Genomic DNA, 22,549 nt, shown 5'->3' with positions numbered 1-22,549 from the left:
ATAACGAAAACTATGGCGTACGATGTAATCGTTTTAGGAAGCGGACCAGGTGGTTATCCTGCAGCTATCCGGGCTTCACAATTGGGTTTTAAGGTTGCCATTATAGAAAAGGAAAGTCTTGGAGGTGTATGCCTCAACTGGGGATGTATACCTACCAAAGCCTTACTTAAAAGCGCCCAGGTGTATGAGTATGCTAAGCACAGCACTGCTTATGGTATCAATGTAAGCGGAGCACAACATGATTTCGGAGCTGTTATAAAACGCAGCCGTGGTGTGGCAGATAAGATGAGCAGAGGCGTGCAGTTTTTGATGAAGAAGAATAAGATTGATGTTATCATGGGTTATGGCAAGTTGAAAGCCAAAGGACAAGTTGAAGTAACTGCAGCAGATAATAGCAAACAAATAGTCGAAGCTAAATACATCATCATAGCAACGGGAAGCCGTGGAAGACAATTACCAAACCTGCCAATTGATGGTAAGAATGTAATTGGATATCGTGAAGCAATGGCTTTACCAACACAACCTAAAAGCATGATCGTAGTAGGTAGTGGAGCCATAGGTGTTGAGTTTGCTTATTTCTATAATAGCATGGGCACGAAGGTTACTATTGTCGAGTTTCTGCCTCGCATTGTTCCTGTTGAAGACGAAGAAATTTCTAAAGAACTTGAAAAGCAATATAAAAAGCAGGGAATTGAAATTATGACCAATTCAACTGTGGAAGCAGTTGAGGCGACAGGTAACGGTGTAAAAGCAAGAGTAAAAACCCAGTCTGGCGAAATTAGCCTGGAGGCTGATATTGTTTTAAGTGCAGTAGGCATCGCAGCTAATATAGAAAATATAGGTTTGGAAGAATTGGGCATAAAAACAGAAAAAGGCAAAATCGTAGTAGACAAATTTGGCCAGACAAACGTTGCAGGATTCTACGCGATTGGTGATTGCACGCCTGGTCAGGCACTTGCGCACGTGGCAGGTAAAGAAGGCGTAAATGCATCAGAGCATATAGCCTATACTGAAAAGAAATTTGCACATGCGCCTGAAGGAATTGATTACAATAATATTCCGGGCTGTACTTATTGCACTCCTGAAATTGCAAGCATCGGTTACACCGAGAAAGCCGCTAAAGACGCAGGGTATGACATTAAGGTTGGAAAATTCCCTTTCATGGCTAGCGGCAAAGCAAGTGCTGCTGGCGCAACCGAGGGTTTTGTTAAAGTAATTTTCGATGCGAAATACGGTGAGTTCCTGGGAGCTCACATGATCGGCAATAGCGTAACCGAAATGATTGCAGAAGTTTCTGTCGCCCGCAAGCTCGAAACAACTGCTCATGAAATTCTTAACTCCATCCACCCTCACCCAACTATGAGTGAAGGTTTGAAAGAAGCGACAGCCGTTGCTTATGGCGAGGCTATAGATGTTTAGTTAAATAAATTAGTAGATTTTATAAAGGCCGCAATTGCGGCCTTTATAATTTCATAACAGCGACAGTAGAACCTTGACCATGAAGCCGAATTAAAATTTACAAGTAAAAGGTTTTGACGCAACTATGGCAAAGCAGATTTGCGCAGGCAACTCAATATGTTCTTTACTTTGAAATCAAATTGTGTTGAAGCAACTAATCACACCATGATGCTTTTGTTGCGTCGCACTCTTGTACTGTTTGTTGTTTATTATGCTTAAGAAAAAGCAATTATTTCTCTGGCAATTAAGACTCCGACTTGAAATAAAACCGACGATATGCTTTCTACAAAACATATTATTTTTCTTGAGGTAGCAGCTCAGAAAAGCTTTACAAAGGCAAGCGAAGCACTGTTTCTATCGCAGCCGGCAATTAGCAAAAGCATCAGGTCGTTGGAAGATGATTACAAGGCGAAATTGTTTGAAAGACATGGATTGAAAGTGGAGCTGACTGCAGTTGGAAGCTTATTGTACCAAAAATTGTTAGAGGTTAAAAACATTCAGGAGCAAACTCAGTTTGAGATCTCTTATCTCAACGACAAACTGCAGGCGAAAGGCATCCTAAAACTTGGCGCAAGTACAACTGTTGCTTTATACATTTTACCGAAAATCCTGTCAGCTTTTCACAAACAATTTCCCGGAGTTGAAATCAATTTGCTTAACCGAAATTCAGAAATTGTATTAGATGCACTCCTGCAACAAACCATAAACCTTGGGATAATCGAAGGACCGATAAAATCAAAACAGGTAACTTCTTTACCTTTTCTCACCGATAAGGTAATCGCCGTTTGCAGCTCTAAAAGCGATCTTACAAAAAAGAGGATGTATACTTTAAAGGACTTGCCTTCGCTGCCTATTGTCCTACGTGAAAAAGGAAGCGGCACTTTAGCTGCATTGCTACAAAGCCTGGAAAAAATTAAAATAACGTTGCACGATCTAAACGTAAAGGTGAGGTTGGGTGGAACAGAAGCACTCAAAAACTTTTTGCTTGAATCAAATTGCCTTGGCTTCTTACCTAAACGTTCGGTTTTAAAGGAACTGGAAAACGGGGAACTCACAGAAATCAATATCGAAGGTTTAGACATAAAAAGGAACTTTTACTTCATACAGCGAAAAGGCGAAATGACAAACGAGCTAAGTAAAAACCTGATAGCATTTGCTAAAGACGTATATAACCAGGAGTTATAGTGTATAAGCAAATTGAATACAAAAAGTAATAAGTGAAGGCTACTTTTACTTCATGCCAATAGCACCCGAAACTTTTCAAGAAACCATATCTCTTGCCAAAAACCTTCAATGCCCGCATTGCAATAAAGAGTATGATATTCATTCTTTGCAATCTTTTGCAACCTGCTGCAATCAGCCCCTAATAACTGAATATCTTGATCAGCCCTTTCTAAAAGAGGCGCTTAAGAACAGGCCATTGACGATGTGGCGTTACGCAGAACTGCTCCCTGTGTTTGATGAAAAAAACATTGTAAGCCTCGGCGAAGGATGGACGCCAATTCATTCACTGGATAAACTTGCACAAAAAACCAACATAGCTAAGATCTTAATAAAAGACGAGAGCGTAAACCCAACCGGCTCTTTTAAGGCGCGCGGCATCAGTATGGCAATTTCAAAAGCCAAAGAGTTTGGAATTGAAAACGTAGTAATACCCACGGCAGGAAATGCAGGCGGCGCAATGGCTGCCTACTGCGCAAAAGCCGATATAAAAGCTACGGTCATAATGCCAAGACATACCACAGAAACCCTTAAAGAAGAATGCCGGCTGTTCGGCGCCGAGCTGATATTGCTAGATGGATTGATTGACAAATGTGGAAAGCTGGCCAAACAGTTATCAGAGGAGAAGGGCTATTTTGATATGTCTACCATGAAAGAGCCTTACCGGCTGGAAGGCAAGAAGACTTTGGGATTTGAAATTGCAGAACAATTAAACTGGCGACTCCCTGATGTGATTATTTATCCTACCGGTGGTGGTACCGGATTAATAGGCATGTGGAAGGCTTTCAAAGAAATGAAGAAACTTGGTTGGATAAAGGGAAAGCTTCCTAAAATGGTGATTGTACAGAGTGAGATTTGTGCACCTATGATGGAAATTTTTAAATCCGGTGCACTTTCAAATAATTATAATCCTCAACCGTCTTTGGCTTATGGCCTCGCTGTGCCTTTTCCGTTTGCGAAAGATTTAATGATACAGGTAGTACAGGAAAGCAAGGGAACTGTAATAACAGTGAGTGAAGATCAAATTCAACAAGGCATACGGGAGGTAGCCAGCCAGGAAGGAATGTTGTTGTCTCCTGAGGGAAGTGCAACTTATAAAGGGATGCAAAAGCTTTTGACTAATGCCTGGATAAAGGAAGATGAAACCATCCTTCTATTCAACACAGGTTCGTGGTACAAGTATCGTTAAGAAGAGATTTTTGCGCGCGTTCTTATTTTATGCCATCTACTAAGCACAGCTTAATAGGACTACAACTGATGAACGTACTGCGACGCAACAATGTTCAATCAGGGCTATACCGATCGGAACGTAAAGCTTTATATCCTACTTCTCAAATTCTCTTTTATCCCATTTTTCCATTCTTCTTGTAAAATGGATAAAACAATTGAATCCCTTCTTCCTCCTTCTCGCTTTGGCATGTTGCTCCTTAAGACACCCTCTACTGTACAACCAATGCTTTTCATTGCGGCGATACTTCTTTCGTTGTTATTATCTGCTCTGAATTCAACCCGCTCCACCATCCAAATCTCAAAAGCAAATTCGAGTAACAGGTATTTGCAGTTCTTATTCACTCCCGTTCCCTGGAAGTCTTTTCCATACCAGGTGTAACCCAACTGCACCGTTTGATACTCGGGTTGGATATCATAAAACCGGGTACTACCAGCATACTCGTTTCTCTTTTTGTCAAACACAATAAAGGGATACTCCTTCTGTTGCGCCCGACCTTTCTCCGCTACCTGGATATACTTCTGCAGGTTGTCGGCACCGGCAGCAGTCAACAACGAGTACTTCCATAAATCAGGTTCTTCGATGCTGAACTTCAACAAATTATTGAGATCGGAAATACGTAATGGGCGTAGTAATACGTTTGAGTTCTCTAGAACATATTCGTTAGTAAGGTCAATGTGATTTTTCATAGTATAAGCTGTGATGTTGGAGTTGGCTTTATTAATTAAAAATAAGGATATTGCACCCAAAATTATAAGGAAATCATGTGCGGAATTGTAGGTTACACCGGTCCCCGCGAGGCTTACCCGGTTATATTAAAAGGATTGAAAAGACTGGAATACCGGGGATATGATAGCTCAGGAGTGGCGCTTGTAAACAGTGAGTTGAAAGTTTACAAAAAGAAAGGCAAAGTGAGCGAGCTCGAGGAGTCTGTGGTAGGCAAAGACATGCATGCACACGTAGGTATCGGACATACACGCTGGGCAACACATGGCGAACCAAGTGATAGAAACGCGCATCCCCACCAAAGTGCCGGAGGTAGTTTTGCGATGATCCATAATGGCATTATAGAAAATTATGCCTCTATAAAACAAGAACTGGTAAACAAAGGCTACCAGTTTAAGAGCGATACAGATACTGAAGTACTATTGAACTTTATCGAAGACATTAAGCAAAACAACAATTGTACGTTAGAGCAAGCTCTTCGCATTGCACTGAAAAGAGTGGTGGGCGCATACTGCGTTTTGCTGGTAGATAAAGATGATCCTGAAACAATCATTGCGGCCCGGAAAGGAAGCCCGCTTGTTATTGGAATTGGCAAGGGCGAACATTTCCTTGCTTCCGATGCTTCTCCAATCGTTGAGTATACCAAGGAGGTTGTGTATGTAAACGACTACGAGATCGCCATTGTGCGGCCCGATGAATTGATACTTAAAAACCTCGGCAACGAAAAGCAAACCCCTTTCATCCAAAAGCTGGACATGGAATTGGCAGCAATTGAAAAAGGTGGCTACGATCATTTCATGCTGAAGGAAATCTATGATCAACCTCAAAGTATTTTAGATTGCCTTCGTGGTCGTTTAAACCCTGCTGCAGGTACCATCACTATGAACGGGGTAGACAATCATTTGAACGCATTAATCAATGCACAAAGAATCGTCATGGTGGCCTGCGGTACGAGCTGGCATGCAGGACTTTTAGCAGAGTATTGGATTGAGGACTTGTGTCGTATACCGGTTGAAGTCGAATATGCAAGCGAGTTCCGTTACCGCAACCCGGTGATTAATAGAGGTGATGTTATTGTTGCCATTTCGCAGAGCGGAGAAACGGCAGACACATTAGTTGCGCTTGAAAATGCCAAAGAAAAAGGTGCCTTTATATTCGGGGTAGTCAATGCCGTTGGCAGCAGTATAGCAAGATTGAGTAACGCCGGTGCTTACACTCATGCAGGTCCAGAGATAGGCGTAGCAAGCACTAAAGCTTTTACCGGTCAGCTAGCTGTCCTGGTTATGATGGCTTTAAAAATAGCTTATGCAAAAGGCACAATCGACGAAAAAAAATACCAGCACCTCTTAACTGAATTGCACGACGTCCCCGAAAAAGTTTCGCAGATACTAAAAGACACTTCCAACATACAGGCAATTGCAGAGAAATATAAAGATGCGACGGACTTCCTTTATCTCGGTCGGGGCTATAACTTTCCTGTTGCTCTTGAGGGTGCTTTAAAGCTGAAAGAGATTTCTTATATACATGCTGAAGGCTACCCTGCTGCCGAAATGAAGCACGGTCCGATCGCGCTTGTTGATGATAAACTGCCGGTCGTTTTTGTAGCTACAAAAGATAAATACTACGAAAAGATTGTTTCTAACGTACAGGAAATTAAAGCGCGAAAGGGTAAGGTGATTGCTGTTGCGACGGAAGGCGACGAAATCATTCCGGGCATGGCTGATGATGTAATGTTCGTGCCTGATGCAGATGAGACGATGGCTCCGTTGCTGAGTGTTATTCCACTTCAGTTACTTAGTTATTACATTGGCATTGCAAAAGGTTTGGATGTTGATAAACCTCGCAATCTTGCGAAATCAGTTACAGTAGAATAAAGCAATAGGTAGTTGTAACAAAATGTTTTGGTAACTGCCGGTAGTAATTCTATCAACATCGTTGTGTCACTCACTTGTACTGAATTTTATATTTCAGCATTATTTCATTTGGTACTTTAATGCCTTAAATGGTTTAAAGTAAAATTTCTCTTTCATGGCTTCTAACGTTAACGATATTCGTAAAAAAAGCATCACTTCATTGGGTTACGGTTTTGTTGCTCCTCAATATTTACCAAAGGGAAAAGACGAATACTATCTAAGAAACTTTCAAAACCAAAACGGCATCAGCTATAGGCAATTGTCTGCCTACGAAATTGAGGTTTTGGTTAGAAACAGGAACACATCCGAAAACTGGAATAAGCTTTTGGTCTCCGATGCTTTCAATCCTGAGCTGGTTAAAAACTGTAAGTTTTTTGGATTAGTAAGAATTGGAAAGCTGGAACCTTTTGTATTGGAGTTTAGTGATCTCAAAGTTCCCGTCGGTTTATATAACTCTACCATTATCAGCTGCGACTTCGGAGACAACGTGGTAATCGACAACGTTAATTACCTATCTCACTACATCATCGGAAGCGAGGTAATCATTACCAATGTAAACGAACTTGTAACGACGGACCATGCCAAATTTGGTAATGGTATTTTAAAAGAAGGTGAAGCTGAAGACATTAGAATTTGGATGGAACTGAGCAACGAAAACGGCGGACGCAAAGTAATTCCATTTAATGGGATGCTACCCGGCGATGCTTACCTCTGGACAAAATTCAGAGATGATGAACCGCTCCTACAAAAGTTTAAAGAATTTACTGAGGCAAAGTTTGACAAGAGAAGAGGCTACTATGGCAAAGTGGGTAACAGAACGGTTATTAAAAATTGTAGAATTATCAAAGATGTTTGGATCGGTTCTGACGCTTATTTAAAAGGGGCCAACAAGCTAAAAAACCTTACCATCAATTCTGGTCCCGAAGGTAAATCGCAGATTGGCGAAGGGTGCGAAATGGTGAACGGGGTAATGGGATTTGGATGCAGAGCTTTCTACGGTGTAAAGGCCGTGCGGTTTGTAATGGCGTCTCATTCTCAATTGAAATATGGCGCTCGTCTAATCAACTCTTACCTTGGCAATAACTCGACCATATCGTGCTGCGAAGTTTTAAACTCACTTATTTTTCCCGCGCACGAACAGCATCACAACAATTCATTTTTGACTGCCGCTACTGTGATGGGACAAAGTAATATTGCTGCGGGCGCAACCATCGGTTCAAATCACAATAGCCGCAGTGCAGACGGAGAACTGGTGGCAGGAAGAGGATTTTGGCCCGGCTTATGCGTAAGCCTGAAACACAATACAAAATTTGCCACGTTTACAATTGTTGCCAAAGGAGATTATCCTGCTGAATTAAATATTCCTATCCCGTTTTCCCTTGTAAGTAACGACGTGACCAATAACAAGCTGGTTGTAATGCCGGGCTACTGGTTTATGTACAACATGTTCGCACTGGAAAGAAACGGTTGGAAATATCTTGACCGCGACAAACGCGAAGAAAAAATACAGCACCTTGAAAACGAATACCTGGCGCCTGACAGCGTAAACGAAATGGTTGGAGCACTTTCAATGTTTCAAAAGTTTACCGGGAAAGCATGGTTTAAAAAAGAAAGTTCAGACGCTACAGTGTCAGACAGTGAAGCGATCGCCAAAGGAAAACAATTGTTAGAGGCAAATGATCCTATTGTAAATGAACTGGAAATATTAGCCGAAGGCTTCGAGAATACCAAACGAAAAGTAGTACTGATAAAAGTTTTGCGCGCTTACCAGCTGTTTAGAGAACTTATTCAATATTACTGCGTGAATGAACTGTTGAGTTTGATTAAAGAAAAAGAAATATCGAGCTTCCAGGACTTGCTCACCTCATTACCTACAAAATACAACCTCGAAGAGTGGATGAATGTTGGCGGACAGTTAATACCTCGGGCTGAAGTAAATCAATTGACAAAAAAGATTCGCGGCGGCAAAATAAAGTCGTGGGATGCTTTACATGAATTCTATGAGCAACAGGCAGGATTGTATAAAAGCCAGAAACTGGCAAATGCACTAGCAGCAGTATACGAAGTAACCGGTTCTCGTGTCGGCCAAACGAATAAGGAGAGTTTTAAGGCGTTACTGAAATCAGCCGTTGCTACGAAAGAATGGATGACCACTGGCATTTACGAATCGAGGGCAAAAGACTACTCTAATTCTTTTAGAAAAATGCCTTTTGAAAACCAGCAAGAGATGGATGCGGTAGTAGGTAAACTAGAGGACAACACCTTCATTAAACAACAAAAAGAAGAATTTGACAATTATAAAAAACAGGCTCAAATTTATTTGAACTGGTAATAAGCTCAATCCTGTTTCTTTTTTACAATACTGATATCTCCGCTGGTTTCGAGGAATGCTTCTTCAACATCTTTTAGGGAGTTGGTGTTGGCTTGTAGCCTTACGCCTTCTAAAAGATCATCTTCACTTAAAAGACTTTTATTTAAATTTTCTTTGTCCATCGCTCCCTCTCTGAAGAGGCTTTTATGTCTTCCTTTTACTAATACGCTAAACGTTTTGTTTTTTATAGAAAGCCACGAAACAAGCCGTGTCATAATAACCATAACAAAGCCGGATATAACCACACCGAAAAACGGAGAAGCACCTACAACTCCGCGGCTCAGTACTGCACCCAACATAATGATGATGATATTGTCGAAAGACGAATTTTTTCCAAAGGTTTTTAAGCCTGCGATACGAATAAGAATGAGGGCAACTATGTACATAACAATTGTGCGGGTGCCTATTTGAAGCGAGTTCAGTTCTTTACCTTCTCCAAATATTTCGGTAATGATATTCATTAGTTAAGTTTTTGTGTAATGTCTAATTCCCTTTTAACTAACCGTTCAGTTCAAAATTTGTACCCGTCATCTTCGTGCTGATGCAGAACATTTAGCTGTTTAAGAAAAGCCCATCTTTTATATACAAAGTACAAGAGTGCGACGCAACGGATGATTGATAGAAGCACTATAGTCTGGCCAATAAAAAACATTTTAATCTTCTATTTCTAAGCCAACTTCAATAATCACCCTTTCTTTAAAAACAGCTTATTTTTGCGGCGATTTATGAAAGCGACAACTACAGTAATGACGGAGAAGCTAAAGGCGTTAGCTGGTGAACTGGAAGGTGAATTGTACGATGACAGGCGGATGCGAATTTTATACGCCACCGATGCTTCGGCTTATAGAGAAATGCCGTTGGCGGTGACCATACCAAAGTCTGTATCAGACATAAAAAAATTAATTGCTTTTGCCCGTGCTGAAGGCACTTCTCTTATACCTAGAACTGCAGGTACGTCGCTGGCGGGACAGGTTGTAGGCGATGGGATTATTGTGGATGTATCGAAAAACTTTACAAAAATACTCGAACTAAATACCGCTGAAAATTGGGTTCGGGTACAACCGGGTGTCATACGCGATGAGTTGAACATGTTTTTAAAACCGCATGGATTATTTTTTGGTCCTGAGACTTCCACAGCCAACAGGGCGATGATTGGAGGAATGGTTGGCAACAACTCGTGCGGATCAAACTCGGTTGTGTACAGAAGTACGCGTGAACACACGATCGAAATAAAGGGGCTGCTAAGCGACGGTTCTGAGGCCGAGTTTAAGACATTATCAATAGAGGATTTCCATGAAAAATGTGAGGGTGAAACCTTAGAAGCAGGCATTTATAAAACCGTAAGAAAGCTACTGAGTAACTACGAAAACCAGGTAGAGATCAGGAAGGAATTTCCTAAGAAAAGTGTAGAACGACGGAATACGGGATACGCAGTTGATGTATTGCTTGAGAGCGCGCCTTTTACCGCAGGCGCTGAAGATTTTAATTTTTGCAAACTCATTGCAGGCTCTGAGGGTACACTTGCTTTTATTACGGAGATAAAGCTAAATGTTGTTCCGCTTCCGCCTAAAGAAGCAGGTTTGCTTTGCGTGCACTTCAACAGTATCGACGAAGCTTTAAGAGCAAACTTGATTGCACTAAAATATAATCCTAGTGCAAGCGAACTGATAGACCACTATATACTTGAATGTACCAAAGACAACATTGAGCAAATTCAAAATCGCTTTTTTGTACAAGGAGATCCGGGAGCTATACTCGTTATAGAATATGCGCGTACGAACCAGGAAGAGGTGATTGAAATAGCCAAAAAGGTGGAAGCTGATATGCGAGCCGAAGGGCTGGGGTATCACTTTCCATTGCTGTTTGGGGCAGATACAAAGAAGATTTGGACGCTTAGGAAAGCAGGGCTGGGATTGTTAAGCAACCTGCCGGGAGATGAAAAAGCAGTTCCGGTGATTGAAGACACTGCAGTTGATGTGAATGACCTGCCGGCTTATATCCGAGAGTTTAATGAAATACTCAAAAAGCACGGACTACATTCTGTGCATTATGCGCATGCCGGTTCAGGGGAGATTCATCTGCGGCCTATTATCAACTTAAAAACGGAAGAGGGCAATAGGTTGTTTAGAGTGATCGCAGAAGAGATTGCTTCGCTGGTGAAGAAATATAACGGCTCGTTGAGCGGTGAGCATGGTGACGGAAGATTGCGGGGCGAATTCATAGAGCAGATGGTTGGCAAAAAGAATTACCAGCTTCTAAAGGAAATTAAACAGAGTTGGGATCCGCAGAATATTTTCAATCCCAATAAGATTGTTGATACGCCTTCTATGAATACCATGCTTCGGTATACTCCGGGGCAGAAAACACCTGATTTTAAAACCATTTTCCGATACCAAAACCAGGATGTGTTGCAACATGCGGAGCAATGTAATGGATCAGGTGATTGTCGCAAAACCCAGCTTTCCGGTGGGACAATGTGCCCATCCTTTATGGCTACAAGAAGTGAACGGGATACTACAAGGGCACGCGCGAATATTCTTCGGGAATTTCTTACTAATTCAACTAAGCTAAACAGGTTCGATCACGAGGAAATCAAAGATGTGATGGACCTTTGCATCAGCTGCAAAGGATGTAAATCCGAGTGCCCTTCTAACGTTGATATGGCTAAGCTGAAAGCAGAATTTTTGCAGCACTACTATGACGCGAATGGAGTACCCTTTCGTTCGAGATTGATTGCCAATTTCACTAATTCTGCTAAGCTGGGTTCTATAATGCCGGGGATGTACAACTTCGTAATGACCAACAAAGGCATTAGTAAGCTGGTTAAGAAATTCTCAGGTTTTGCAGCAGAACGGTCGATGCCTACAATGTATAAAACAACTTTAAGAAATTGGTTCGAAAAACATAGGAAGGTAGAAGGTAGAAGGCAGGAGGTAGAAAGCCTTTCTGAACCTAAGCCTTCAAAAAAAGTTTACCTTTTTTGCGACGAGTTTACCAACTATAACGACACGGAAATTGGCATCAAAGCAATTCTGCTATTGGAAAAGTTGGGTTACGAAGTAGACATTCCAAAGCATGAAGAAAGTGGCCGGGCATGGCTATCAAAAGGACTTCTAAGGGATGCAAAAAAGATTGCTCAAAAAAATGTGGCCCTGCTAAGCCGAATTATAACTGAGGAAACTCCCTTGATTGGTATCGAACCTTCTGCCATACTTACTTTCAGGGATGAGTATGTTGATTTGGTTGATGATGCAGATCTTGAGAAAGCGCAAGAGTTGTCTTCTAACGTTTATTTAATAGATGAGTTTCTAACAAAAGAAGCAGCAAAAGGAAATATCACAAAAGAACAGTTTACGGGTAATCAGAAGTTAATTAAGCTGCACGGCCATTGCCAGCAAAAAGCTTGGTCAGCCCTTTCTGCTTCTGTAAAAATGTTGTCTATTCCTGAAAACTACAAAGTAGAAACTATCCCTTCCGGATGCTGTGGAATGGCCGGTTCGTTTGGTTACGAAAAAGAGCATTACGATATATCTATGCAAATAGGAGAATTAGTTTTGCTTCCAACAGTAAGGCAACAACCTGAAGAAGTAATTATCGCTGCACCTGGAACCAGCTGCCGCCACCAGATAAAAGACGGAACCGGGAGAAAAGCGCTGCACACTGTTGAAGTGTTGTATGATGCCCTGGTATAGTAGTGATACTTTGGATAATAAAAGAACAAAAGAGCGAAAGCCGAGAATTTCTTGCTTCGGCTTTCGCTCTTTTTACTTTAAAGTAATTGATAAACGTTTTGCCAAAAAGGCAAAACTCCTATTATTAAAATTAACCTCGGTTCTACATGAGCTGCAGCTTACCGAGCTTTTGCAAAGCATAAAAGATGTTTGTTACGTGCATTGATTGAATGAACTTATTTTCCAACAGCATTTGTTTAAACTCATCAAGCGTCACCACCAACACATCAATTTCCTCATTATGATCTAACTCCTGCTCCTGCCGCGCTTCTCCTCCTGTAAGCAAAAACATATGCAAAAGGTTCGAATTAGTAGAAGGATTTGCAGAGCTTCGACCAAGGTATTCTGCAGTTTTAAAAGTATACCCTGTCTCTTCTAAAAACTCCCTTCGTACTGCTTGCTCGTAATCCTTGTCAGTTGAATCTACACAACCTCCTGGTAATTCTATACACTCTTCACCCAATGCATGACGGTATTGTCTTATTAAAATTACTTTTTCGTCGCTTGTTAATCCTACACCAGTTACCCAGGTAGGATACTCCATCACATAATAGGGATCGATAATTTTACCATCGGGTCTTTCGCATCTATCTTTTCTGGCTTTAAGCCAGGTATCGTTGAACAGGTACTCAGATGAAATAGTTTTCCATTTCAAACTTCTGTCTTGCATTGTGTCAGTTACCAACCCTTTAGCGTTATTAGATTTTTTATATGAGCAAGATGATGCCTGCTATGCCATGCATACATTCCTAACAAATGCCACAAGGTCATTTGCTTCTGGTGCTCGGGATGAAAGACTGTTCTGTTTTGAAATTGCTCTTCGCTTATGTTTTCAATGATAACAGTCCAACGGCGATGGAGCGCATGTAACAAGGTAACAGAGACATTTACGGGAACATTAAACGTGTCAGGAAGCTTGGCCCATTCGGCTTCTTCATAAGGCTTAATGGTGGGATTGTCTTCTGTCAACGCGAGCTTGAAACGGATGTAAGCATTCATGTGACTGTCTGCAATATGATGCACTAATTGCTTCACGGTCCAACCGCCTTCCCGGTAGGGAGTATCCAGTTGGTATTCGTCAAACGTCTGGATAGCTAGTTCGATGTCATTTGGTAAAAACCGGATATCATTTATCCAATTTTTTTTAATCTCCTCCGAATATGGTAGTGTTTCAAATTTGCCGATTGGGTAACGAACATCAGCTGCGAAGTCAGGCATGTTGTAATGTTATTTTTTGTTAGAAATTCCCAACAATTCAACTTCGAAAACCAGTGTTGCTCCCCCGGGAATGTCCTGCCCTGCGCCTACATCACCATAACCAATTGAAGAAGGAATATACAGCTTCCATTTGCTGCCAACTGGCATCATTGTCAAAGCTTCCGTCCAACCTGGTATCACAGACCCAACGGGGATTGTTAAAGGTTCACCACGTTTGTAAGAGTTATCAAATTCTCTACCATCGATTAAAGACCCGCGGTAATGAGCAGAAACGGTATCTGACCTTGTTGGAACAGGACCCGTGCCTTTTACCAGGATTTCGTATTGTAGGCCACTTGGCGTTTGCACCACCTCTTTACGTGCTTTATTTTTTGTCAAAAATTCAGTGCCCTTTTGTCTTTCAACAGAAGAAACTTGCTTCATTTTAGACTCAGCCAATCCTTGCATTACTTCGTTTGCCTGGTTCATGTCAAGCGTCGTTTTCTGACCTTTAATGCACTGCTCAATCGCTTTATTTAGCGCTGCATAATTTAGAGAGGAAAGCCCCTGGCTTTTTATATACTGCCCTAAAGAAAGACCGAAAGCGTAGCTAATGCTGTCTGTATTGGTTCTTAAAGCAGCACCTGTTGACGCAGTACTTTTTGTCTGGGCTACCGTTTTGGTAGTCTTTTTTGTTTGCGCCTGTAACGAAATACACAGCATTAAAACTGAAGGCACTAAAAACACTTTTTTCATGTCGTATAAATGGTATTGTTTGAATATAAATTATTCTTCGCGTAAAGATTTGCCTGTAAGATTAATAAAAACATCCTCGAGCGTCGCAGCTTTAACTTCTTTTTTTCTTTCAAAGCCTGAAGCCACGAGGTCATCAATCATCTTATCCGGAGAGTTTATAGCAATAATTTCGCCTGAATCTATTACTGCTACCCTATCGCATAAAACTTCCGCTTCATCCATGTAGTGAGTAGTGATGATTACGGTTGTTCCTTTGTCGCGAATATCCCTGATTAAATCCCAAAGGTTGCGGCGAGCCTGGGGATCGAGACCCGTAGTTGGCTCGTCTAAAAAAATGATCTTAGGTTGATTGATTAAAGTAGTTGCTATCGAAAACCGTTGCTTCTGCCCACCACTTAATTCCTTGAATTTGGCTTTTGCTTTATCCTTTAGGTTTACCATCTGCAACAGCTGCGTTGCATCTACGCTCCTATTGTACAGCCCGTTAAACAATTCTATCAGCTCTGTTAAGTTAAGGCCCGGGTAGTATCCTGAAGTTTGCAGCTGTACCCCGATAATCTTTTTTATATCGTTTGGCTGTTTGTCGAGATCCATTCCATCAACCAAAACCTTACCCGAAGTTTTCGAACGAAGGGTTTCAATGATCTCAAGTGTAGTACTTTTTCCTGCTCCATTCGGTCCGAGCAAACCAAATATTTCCCCCTCATCAACACTAAAACTAATGCCTTTGACTGCAGTAAAATCGCCATACATTTTCACCAACTTCTCTACCTCTATTATTTTATTCATTCTGCAAAAGGGCTTTAAAAAGGGTTAAAGTTATAGTACGCTAACGGTTTAAAACAAAATGGGATAGTTTTTATGAAACCAACAAAGGGGTTATGGCATCTTTTGTTGCGTCGCACACTTGTACTTTTATAACTTGTTGCACCTGCTTCCCGGGCTGTATGCGCTGTAACTGGGGTATAAAGATCGGTTTTGGAGATTTGCCAAATTTACAGGCCACACTACGTTCTACATCTGGTAAATTAAACATCGAGGCTATCCACAGATAAAATTCGCTTCAGCTCTGCGACGCCTTCCGTTGCTGGCTTTTCGATAGTAGTAAGATTGGGTATGTTACCCGTATATGGAATAGACTTGTCAATAATATATTTTGGAACAAACCGGGGAGCGTAATTAACTAAACTTGCAGCAGGATAAACAAGTAGTGACGTACCCACGACCACAAAGATTTCGGCCGTACTAACCACCTCTACAGCAACTTCAATCATTGGAACTAATTCGTCGAACCAGACTATATGAGGTCTCAGTTGTCCTCCGTCTGCTGCAAGGTCACCAACATGTATGTCTCCCCTGATCTCTGAGATGAGCGTTGGGTTAGTTACACTTCGCATTTTAAAAATCTCACCGTGAAGATGCAAGACATTAGTACTACCTGCCCTTTCATGCAAGTCATCTATATTTTGCGTAATAATCGTTACGTTAAAATCCTCTTCAAGTGCAGCTAAACCAATATGAGCTGCATTTGGTTTGGCTTCAGCAACATTCTTGCGCCTCATATTATAGAACTCCAACACCAGCTCAGGATTTTTAGCAAAGCCAGTGGGAGTAGCCACTTCGTACACATTGTATCCTTCCCACAGTCCATCACTGTCGCGAAATGTCTTAAGCCCGCTCTCTGCGCTAATGCCTGCACCCGTAAGTACTACAAGTTTCTTTTTAGCCATATTCCCATTAATGTCTTCGAATCTTACAGAGTAGGATCTGCTTAATATCATCACTTAGTTTCACCTAACTCGAGGATGATCTTCCATTCTTCGTCTGTTATTGGACAGACAGACAAGCGACCTAGCTTAACCAGTGCAATTTTTTCAAGCCGAACATCTGCTTTGATTGTAGCAAGCGTAACAGGTTTCTTTAATTTTTTTACTGGCTTTAAATCAACCACTACCCAATTTGCGTCGTCGGTTGTGGGATCCTGGTAGGCTTCCTTTACCACTTTGGCAATACCTACTATCTCTAATCCTTCGTTGCTGTGATAGAAGAAAACTTCATCGCCCTTCTTCATTGCTTTTAAATTATTTCGGGCTGTGTAGTTTCTTACTCCATCCCAAAAAGTCTGCTTTTCTTCTACAAACTTGTCCCAACTATATTTTGTTGGTTCTGATTTTATAAGCCAATGAGCCATGGGGATTGGAAATTTTGAATTAGGAATTATGAATTAGGAATTTGCAGCCAACTGCGTTTTCATTTTCAAATTTTCGAACTGAGTCATTTGCAAATTTTCGAATTGAGTCATTTGCAAATTATCCTTACCAGCCGTTTGCGAGTACGTCTGCTATATGCAACGTTTGTAAGTTGTAACCTTTATTTTTGATATAACCATCAAGGTGCATCAGGCAGCTAAGGTCCGTACTGATAAGATATTTTGCACCGGTAGCCAATGCATGAGAAACTTTTTGATCGGCCATTGCTACGCTTATTGATTCGAATTTCACAGAAAAGGTACCGCCGAAACCACAACAAGTTTCTACATCATCCATCTCCAATATCTCGAGGCCTTTTACATTGCCTAGCAAGCGGCGAGGCTCTTCTTTTATTTTGCACTCCCGTAAGCCTGCGCAGCTATCGTGATAAGTAGCTTTACCTTCCAGCATAGCTCCAAACTTATCCATACCTAGCACCTTTACCAGGAACTCACTGAACTCAAAAGTTTTTTCTGCTATTTTAATAACGTTGTTGTGATCGGAGGAATTATCGAACAATTTGCTGTAGTAATTCCTCACGAAGCCAACACAGCTTGCACTTGGTGCAACAATGTATTCTGCTTCTTTGAAGTCTTTTAAAAATTTAGAACAAACTGCTTTGCTTTCTTCCCAGAAACCGGCGTTAAACGCTGGCTGGCCGCAACACGTTTGGTCTTTGTTGTAATTGACGTCGCAGCCCGCTTTCTCAAGCACCTTCACCATATTGAAAGCTGTCTCAGGATAAAGCTGGTCAACAAAGCAAGGAATAAATATATCTACCTTCATGCCCTAGCCCTTAAAGGGAGTTTAACTCTTACATCCGTAATATGGACTTAAGAAAAATGATCAATAAAAAGACTAAAAGTACAAGTGTGCGACGCAACAATGCAACGGCCAATTTCTTCTGTCCGGCAAAAAAAATTTCTACTATTAAATGCTTCTTTTTAAAGCAATCATTTTAATTGCCGTTGTAGCTGCTTCTTCTCCCTTGTGTCCGTGAATACCACCAATTCGTTCTTCAGCTTGCTCTTCGTTGTTAACGGTCAACACACCAAAAATAGTGGGAACATCAAGGCTTAGATTAAGCTGCATTACACCGTCGGTGATACCTTTACAAACATAATCAAAATGGGGTGTATCTCCTTTGATTACAGTGCCCAAAGCAATAAATGCATCAGCAGCTTGGGCGCTGTTTGCATGGAACAATTTAATCGCGAAAGGAATTTCGAAAGCACCAGGCACAACAATCGTTTTTGACTTTACCCCACTTTCAGTTAACACCTTTATACAACCAGCTTCGAGCCTGTCAATGATGTGGGCGTTCCATTCAGTTTTCACTATAATTACAAAGGCATCCTGTAATAACGGGATGCCTTTGTTTAATTCTGTATTGCCTTTTGTAGCCATATTATTTTACGCTAAAATCGTTTTTCTCAACACTCAGACGATAGATGTATTTGTCGATAGAAAATCCTTTTTCGGTTTTAGGATATTTCTCTTTTATTTCTTTATAGATATCTATGGCTTCTTTGTTTTTACCCAGGCTTTCCAACAAGTAGCCAGCACGGAAAAGGAACTCAGAAGAGTTGAACTGGTCAGCTTCGAACTCCTTACCTGCCCTCTTGTAATAATCAACCGCTTCATCTTTCTTACCCAATTCGCTATACGCATCACCCAAACGACCGTAAGCAACCATTTGGATTTGTTTAGAATCTGTGCTAAAATCCTTCAAATGCTTCACGGCATTATTGAAATCGTGAGTCTTCAGGTAAATCACTCCTGCGTAGAAATGGGCAAGATTAGATGCTTTTGTTCCGTCGAAATTTTTAATAACGTTCAAAAAACCTTTGTTCTGACCATCACCGTTTAAAGCGACTGCAAGACTATCATTTCTAAAATATTCCTCTGCCTTAAACATCGCCTCAGCAGCCTTCTCCTCCTTTGGTGCAACGATCATATTCTTGTACAACAACCAGCCTCCTACAACCACAATAAGGGCTACCAAAAGCCCTATTATTAATTTTTTATTTTTCTCCCAGAAACCTGTCGCATTATCAGAGTTACGCGTTACATCAACAACTTCCTGCACTTTAGTATCAGCCATTTTTGTTTGTTTGTTTTTAAAGGAAAAAGGCAAAAGGAAAAATGTCGTTTGCACTTCCCGCTCCCTTCTTTTTACTTTTTATTTTTTACTTTTTACTTTTTTAGTCAACTATAAATTGATAATTCTCATCCGCATACACGTCTTTCAACAATTCGCTGTCATCAGGCCAAGGGCTTTCTTCAGCAAAACGAACGCTTTCTTCAACCACCTCATTTATTCTTGCATCTATCGCATCCAATTCTTCTTGTGTTGCAAACTTATTGTCAAGTATTGCTTTGGTAACAAATGTTATCGGATCCTTAGTCTTGTATTCATCCAGTTCTTCCTTGCGACGATACTTTTGAGGATCGCTGATTGAGTGACCTTTGTAACGGTAAGTCTTCATTTCAAGTAAAGTAGGACCACCTTTTTCGCGGGCTCTTTTTACTGCACGAGCAACGGCGTCATGCACAGTCTCAGGATCCATTCCGTCAACCATGTCTGCAGGCATTTCGTAAGCATCAGCCAACTTGTAAATGTCTACTACGTTGCTGGTTCTTTCGACGGAAGTACCCATCGCGTAGTTGTTGTTCTCGCAAATAAATACAACAGGCAATTTCCACAACATGGCCATGTTGAAGGTTTCATGAAGAATACCTTGTCTTGCAGCACCATCACCAAAGAAGCAAAGAACTACGTTATCAGTTCCTTTGTATTGTTCAGCAAAAGCCAATCCTGCACCGGTGCCTATTTGTGCGCCAACAATTCCATGTCCACCAAAGAAATATTCTTTGACACCAAAAAAGTGCATACTTCCACCTTTACCTTTTGCAGCGCCGGTTGCTTTACCATACAGTTCGGCCATACATGCATTTGGAGTAACACCCTTTGCCAATGCCCAACCATGATCACGGTAAGCAGTGATGAAAGGATCTTCCTGGCGTGTTGCAGTCATACAACCAGCAGCTAATGCTTCCTGGCCTACGTACGCATGAAAAAATCCGCGGATCTTTCCTGCCATTTTGTATTTCTCTTCTGCCTTCAATTCAAACTGGCGAATCAATTGCATCAACTCATACCAGTACAAATATGTTTCCTTTGAAAATTTAGTTGGCACTTGTCTAAAATTTTGAGCGGCAAATATAGGGAAAAGAAATGTACACATTACAGCGTCGTTACAACAAGCGCTCGTTAAATTAAGATGGCTCGCTGAGGTATCGCAGATAAGACGAGGTTTAGAACTTCAGGTAACATTTAGCCTTTCCAATTATCTTGCGGGCACATGCTGCAGCTAAATAATATTACGCTTTACCAGTTTAAGAACTATCGGCAACAAAGCCTGCAGTTCAAGGAAAATATTGTAGGCATTTGTGGCAATAACGGCCTTGGCAAGACAAATCTTCTGGACGCAATCTATTTTCTATGTTTCACTAAAAGCTATTTTAGCAAGACCGACAGCGCAAGTGTACATCATGGTTTGCAGGGTTTGCGGATAGAAGGAAGTTTTACGAGGAACGGTGAAACCGAAAAAGTTGTTTGCATTTTACGTGAAAATAATAAGAAGGAAATACAGCGGAACGGGGAAGACTACAAAAGATTTAGTGCGCATATAGGCCAGTTTCCAGCAGTCGTAATTGCGCCAGATGACGTTGAGTTAATTACGGGCACCAGCGAAACAAGGAGAAAATACCTTGATACCTTGCTAAGTCAGCTGGACTCAAATTACCTACAGAACCTGATCGATTATAATAAGGTGCTGCAGCAAAGAAACAGTTTATTGAAGTCAGCCGGGGAACGTGGATACCTTGATGAGTCTCTTCTCGATATTTTATCGCAGCAATTGGTAAAGCCCGGCAATTACATTTTTAACTACAGAAAAAAATTTCTTTCAAACTATCTGCCCCGCGTAGCAGAAAGCTATCTTAAAATTGCGGGAACACATGAGCCTGTTATTCTAGCCTATTATAGCCCTCTGTTCGAAGACTCTTTTGAAAAGCTCTTAGCTACTTTCAAACAGAAGGACCTGATGTTGCAAAGAACAACCATCGGGATACACAGAGACGACATAGAACTGAAATTAAACAACGAAAATTTTAAAAACATCGCTTCTCAGGGCCAGCGAAAAAGCTTGCTTTTTGCTTTAAAGCTTAAAGAGTTTGATGAGTTGGCTATAGCCAAAGGCTTCACTCCTATTCTTTTGCTCGATGATGTTTTTGAGAAGCTGGACGCAGGCAGAATGCAAAACCTCCTTCACCATGTATGCATTGAAAACAGAAGCCAGGTGTTTATTACAGATACACACAAAGAAAGACTCGAGCAGGCGCTAGGTAATCTACATGTTCCATTTCAGTTGATTGAGTTATAAATTTTTTGGTAACAAGCGGTTCACCAAAAAGTAACATTGTTGTGTCACACACTTGTACATTTTGTTTTTCAAATCTTCATAGTCAAAATCTGTCTGTGGTCTTAACTCATGTCATTGTCGAAACCATTAACAAGCTTTTGCCTAAAAAAAGTCTATTAATTTGATAGACTTATATAAAACAATTACTTTCGCGTTTTGAGAAGTTTTGATCATTCAATAACAGCGACAGACATACAATTCGCTGGTCTATCGAGCAGAAAGTAAAATTATAAGGTATATGAGTACTGAGCACATGGAAAGAATAGAGGTTATTCCATTGGCCCCCAAGCCCAAAAAATACCTATGGTATATTATTCCAATAGTTTTATTAACCGGGCTGTTATTGACTCTACTAATAAATTATCACGAAAGCTTTACAATAGAAAAAGTAAAAAATGGGCTTAACTACGAGTTTGTTGTTTTCCTGTTAATTGGAATTTTCGCACAACTGGTCGACGGTACATTGGGCATGGGTTACGGTGCTACTTCAACTTCGTTTTTGCTTTCATTTGGAGTTAATCCTGCTACCAGTAGTATGGGAGTACATGTGGCTGAAATGTTTACAACAGGGGCTTCTGCATTGTCGCACTACAAGTTTAAAAACATCAATAAAAAGCTCGTTCTCAACCTTGTTATTCCTGGCGTTATTGGTTCGGTATTAGGTGCTTATTTACTGGCAGATGTAATAGATGGGAAAGTGATCAAACCTTATATAGCAGTCTATATGATTGTTTTGGCTGTTATAATTATCATTAAAGGACTACGAAAAAACCTAATTAAAAAGAAAACAAAGCAGCTCGGTCTCCTTGCTGTTTTTGGAGGTTTTATGGACTCTATTGGAGGCGGCGGATGGGGCCCCATTGTAACCTCAACACTTTTGGGTCAGGGAAGAAATCCGCGCTATACCATCGGTTCAGTTAATACTGCGGAATTTGCAATCTCCTTTGCAAGCGGAATTACTTTCATACTATTCGACGGCATTAGCGGCTGGCGGGTAATTGCGGGCTTGGTTATAGGTGGACTAATTGGTGCTCCATTAAGTGCGTATCTCGTAAACAAAATACCACGAAAACCAATTACAATTTTAGTTGGAGTGTTACTTATCTTTTTAAGTTTGAGAACTTTGCTGAAATAGTTTTAAAGCACGGTTGACAAGTACTCCTATTTTTTTCTTTTACGAATTTCTGCTCCAAATGTTTTAAAGTACAAGTG

Annotated in this window: 20 protein-coding genes; 8 read left to right on the top strand and 12 right to left on the bottom strand. The window is 41.0% G+C overall.

What is annotated here, in order from left to right:
• Positions 1–12: 12 nt before the first annotated feature.
• The 3 genes from lpdA to SAE01_RS19375 all read left to right on the top strand — a co-directional run bounded on the left by lpdA (position 13) and on the right by SAE01_RS19375 (position 3,868).
• Positions 13–1,419, top strand: a complete 1,407-nt coding sequence (gene lpdA, locus SAE01_RS19385; RefSeq protein WP_147205459.1) for a dihydrolipoyl dehydrogenase — start codon at positions 13–15, stop codon at positions 1,417–1,419.
• A gap of 315 nt (positions 1,420–1,734) precedes the next feature.
• Entirely contained in the window at positions 1,735–2,643 is a 909-nt protein-coding gene (locus tag SAE01_RS19380) for a LysR substrate-binding domain-containing protein (RefSeq protein ID WP_147205458.1), read from the top strand.
• Positions 2,644–2,695: 52 nt separating this feature from the next.
• The gene (locus SAE01_RS19375; RefSeq protein ID WP_147205457.1) at positions 2,696–3,868 is read left to right on the top strand and encodes a threonine synthase; all 1,173 of its coding nucleotides are present in this window, start codon (positions 2,696–2,698) and stop codon (positions 3,866–3,868) included.
• Between the two features lie 128 nt (positions 3,869–3,996).
• On the opposite strand, the gene SAE01_RS19370 is transcribed toward SAE01_RS19375, so the two are convergent.
• Positions 3,997–4,596 (bottom strand): GNAT family N-acetyltransferase, encoded by a 600-nt coding sequence (locus SAE01_RS19370; protein WP_147205456.1) that lies wholly within the window; start codon positions 4,594–4,596, stop codon positions 3,997–3,999.
• A 75-nt stretch (positions 4,597–4,671) separates the two neighbouring features.
• Between SAE01_RS19370 and glmS the strand changes: the two genes are divergently transcribed.
• Positions 4,672–6,507: a glutamine--fructose-6-phosphate transaminase (isomerizing) gene (gene glmS / locus SAE01_RS19365; protein WP_147205455.1), complete on the top strand. Its 1,836-nt coding sequence runs from the start codon at positions 4,672–4,674 to the stop codon at positions 6,505–6,507.
• A 154-nt stretch (positions 6,508–6,661) separates the two neighbouring features.
• Positions 6,662–8,878 (top strand): DUF4954 family protein, encoded by a 2,217-nt coding sequence (locus SAE01_RS19360; RefSeq protein WP_147205454.1) that lies wholly within the window; start codon positions 6,662–6,664, stop codon positions 8,876–8,878.
• A gap of 5 nt (positions 8,879–8,883) precedes the next feature.
• Here the strand turns inward: SAE01_RS19360 and SAE01_RS19355 are convergent, their stop codons facing one another.
• A complete protein-coding gene (locus SAE01_RS19355; protein WP_147205453.1) occupies positions 8,884–9,378 on the bottom strand; it encodes a DUF421 domain-containing protein in 495 nt (164 codons plus the stop codon).
• A 264-nt stretch (positions 9,379–9,642) separates the two neighbouring features.
• Here SAE01_RS19355 and SAE01_RS19350 point away from each other — a divergent pair, with 264 nt between their 5' ends.
• Complete coding sequence (locus SAE01_RS19350; RefSeq protein WP_246113284.1) at positions 9,643–12,609, top strand: FAD-binding and (Fe-S)-binding domain-containing protein; 2,967 nt, start codon at positions 9,643–9,645, stop codon at positions 12,607–12,609.
• Between the two features lie 142 nt (positions 12,610–12,751).
• On the opposite strand, the gene SAE01_RS19345 is transcribed toward SAE01_RS19350, so the two are convergent.
• From SAE01_RS19345 to pdhA, 10 genes are all read right to left on the bottom strand, one after another.
• Entirely contained in the window at positions 12,752–13,318 is a 567-nt protein-coding gene (locus SAE01_RS19345) for an NUDIX hydrolase (protein WP_147205452.1), read from the bottom strand.
• 8 nt (positions 13,319–13,326) lie between these two features.
• Positions 13,327–13,866 (bottom strand): YfiT family bacillithiol transferase, encoded by a 540-nt coding sequence (locus tag SAE01_RS19340; RefSeq protein ID WP_147205451.1) that lies wholly within the window; start codon positions 13,864–13,866, stop codon positions 13,327–13,329.
• A gap of 9 nt (positions 13,867–13,875) precedes the next feature.
• Positions 13,876–14,601, bottom strand: coding sequence for a BamJ family beta-barrel-assembly machinery protein (gene bamJ, locus SAE01_RS19335; protein ID WP_147205450.1), 726 nt, complete (start codon positions 14,599–14,601; stop codon positions 13,876–13,878).
• Between the two features lie 30 nt (positions 14,602–14,631).
• On the bottom strand, positions 14,632–15,390 hold the full coding sequence (locus tag SAE01_RS19330; protein WP_147205449.1) for an ABC transporter ATP-binding protein: 759 nt from the start codon (positions 15,388–15,390) through the stop codon (positions 14,632–14,634).
• A gap of 239 nt (positions 15,391–15,629) precedes the next feature.
• Positions 15,630–16,331, bottom strand: a complete 702-nt coding sequence (locus tag SAE01_RS19325) for an SIR2 family NAD-dependent protein deacylase (protein ID WP_147205448.1) — start codon at positions 16,329–16,331, stop codon at positions 15,630–15,632.
• A 50-nt stretch (positions 16,332–16,381) separates the two neighbouring features.
• Positions 16,382–16,792: an EVE domain-containing protein gene (locus SAE01_RS19320; protein WP_147205447.1), complete on the bottom strand. Its 411-nt coding sequence runs from the start codon at positions 16,790–16,792 to the stop codon at positions 16,382–16,384.
• A gap of 124 nt (positions 16,793–16,916) precedes the next feature.
• Positions 16,917–17,636 (bottom strand): (Fe-S)-binding protein, encoded by a 720-nt coding sequence (locus SAE01_RS19315; protein WP_147205446.1) that lies wholly within the window; start codon positions 17,634–17,636, stop codon positions 16,917–16,919.
• A 144-nt stretch (positions 17,637–17,780) separates the two neighbouring features.
• A complete protein-coding gene (gene ribH, locus SAE01_RS19310; protein ID WP_147205445.1) occupies positions 17,781–18,257 on the bottom strand; it encodes a 6,7-dimethyl-8-ribityllumazine synthase in 477 nt (158 codons plus the stop codon).
• 1 nt (position 18,258) lies between these two features.
• A complete protein-coding gene (locus SAE01_RS19305) occupies positions 18,259–18,954 on the bottom strand; it encodes a tetratricopeptide repeat protein (RefSeq protein ID WP_147205444.1) in 696 nt (231 codons plus the stop codon).
• Positions 18,955–19,054: 100 nt separating this feature from the next.
• Positions 19,055–20,050, bottom strand: a complete 996-nt coding sequence (pdhA, locus tag SAE01_RS19300; protein ID WP_147205443.1) for a pyruvate dehydrogenase (acetyl-transferring) E1 component subunit alpha — start codon at positions 20,048–20,050, stop codon at positions 19,055–19,057.
• A 165-nt stretch (positions 20,051–20,215) separates the two neighbouring features.
• On the opposite strand from pdhA, the gene recF reads away from it, so the two are divergent.
• Entirely contained in the window at positions 20,216–21,298 is a 1,083-nt protein-coding gene (gene recF / locus SAE01_RS19295) for a DNA replication/repair protein RecF (RefSeq protein ID WP_147205442.1), read from the top strand.
• Between the two features lie 277 nt (positions 21,299–21,575).
• Complete coding sequence (locus SAE01_RS19290; protein ID WP_218029201.1) at positions 21,576–22,472, top strand: sulfite exporter TauE/SafE family protein; 897 nt, start codon at positions 21,576–21,578, stop codon at positions 22,470–22,472.
• Positions 22,473–22,549: the final 77 nt, after the last annotated feature.

This window comes from Segetibacter aerophilus (genome assembly GCF_007991655.1).
In the GTDB taxonomy this organism is placed as follows: Bacteria; Bacteroidota; Bacteroidia; order Chitinophagales; family Chitinophagaceae; genus Segetibacter; species Segetibacter aerophilus.
This window is presented reverse-complemented; position numbering and strand designations above follow the sequence as displayed.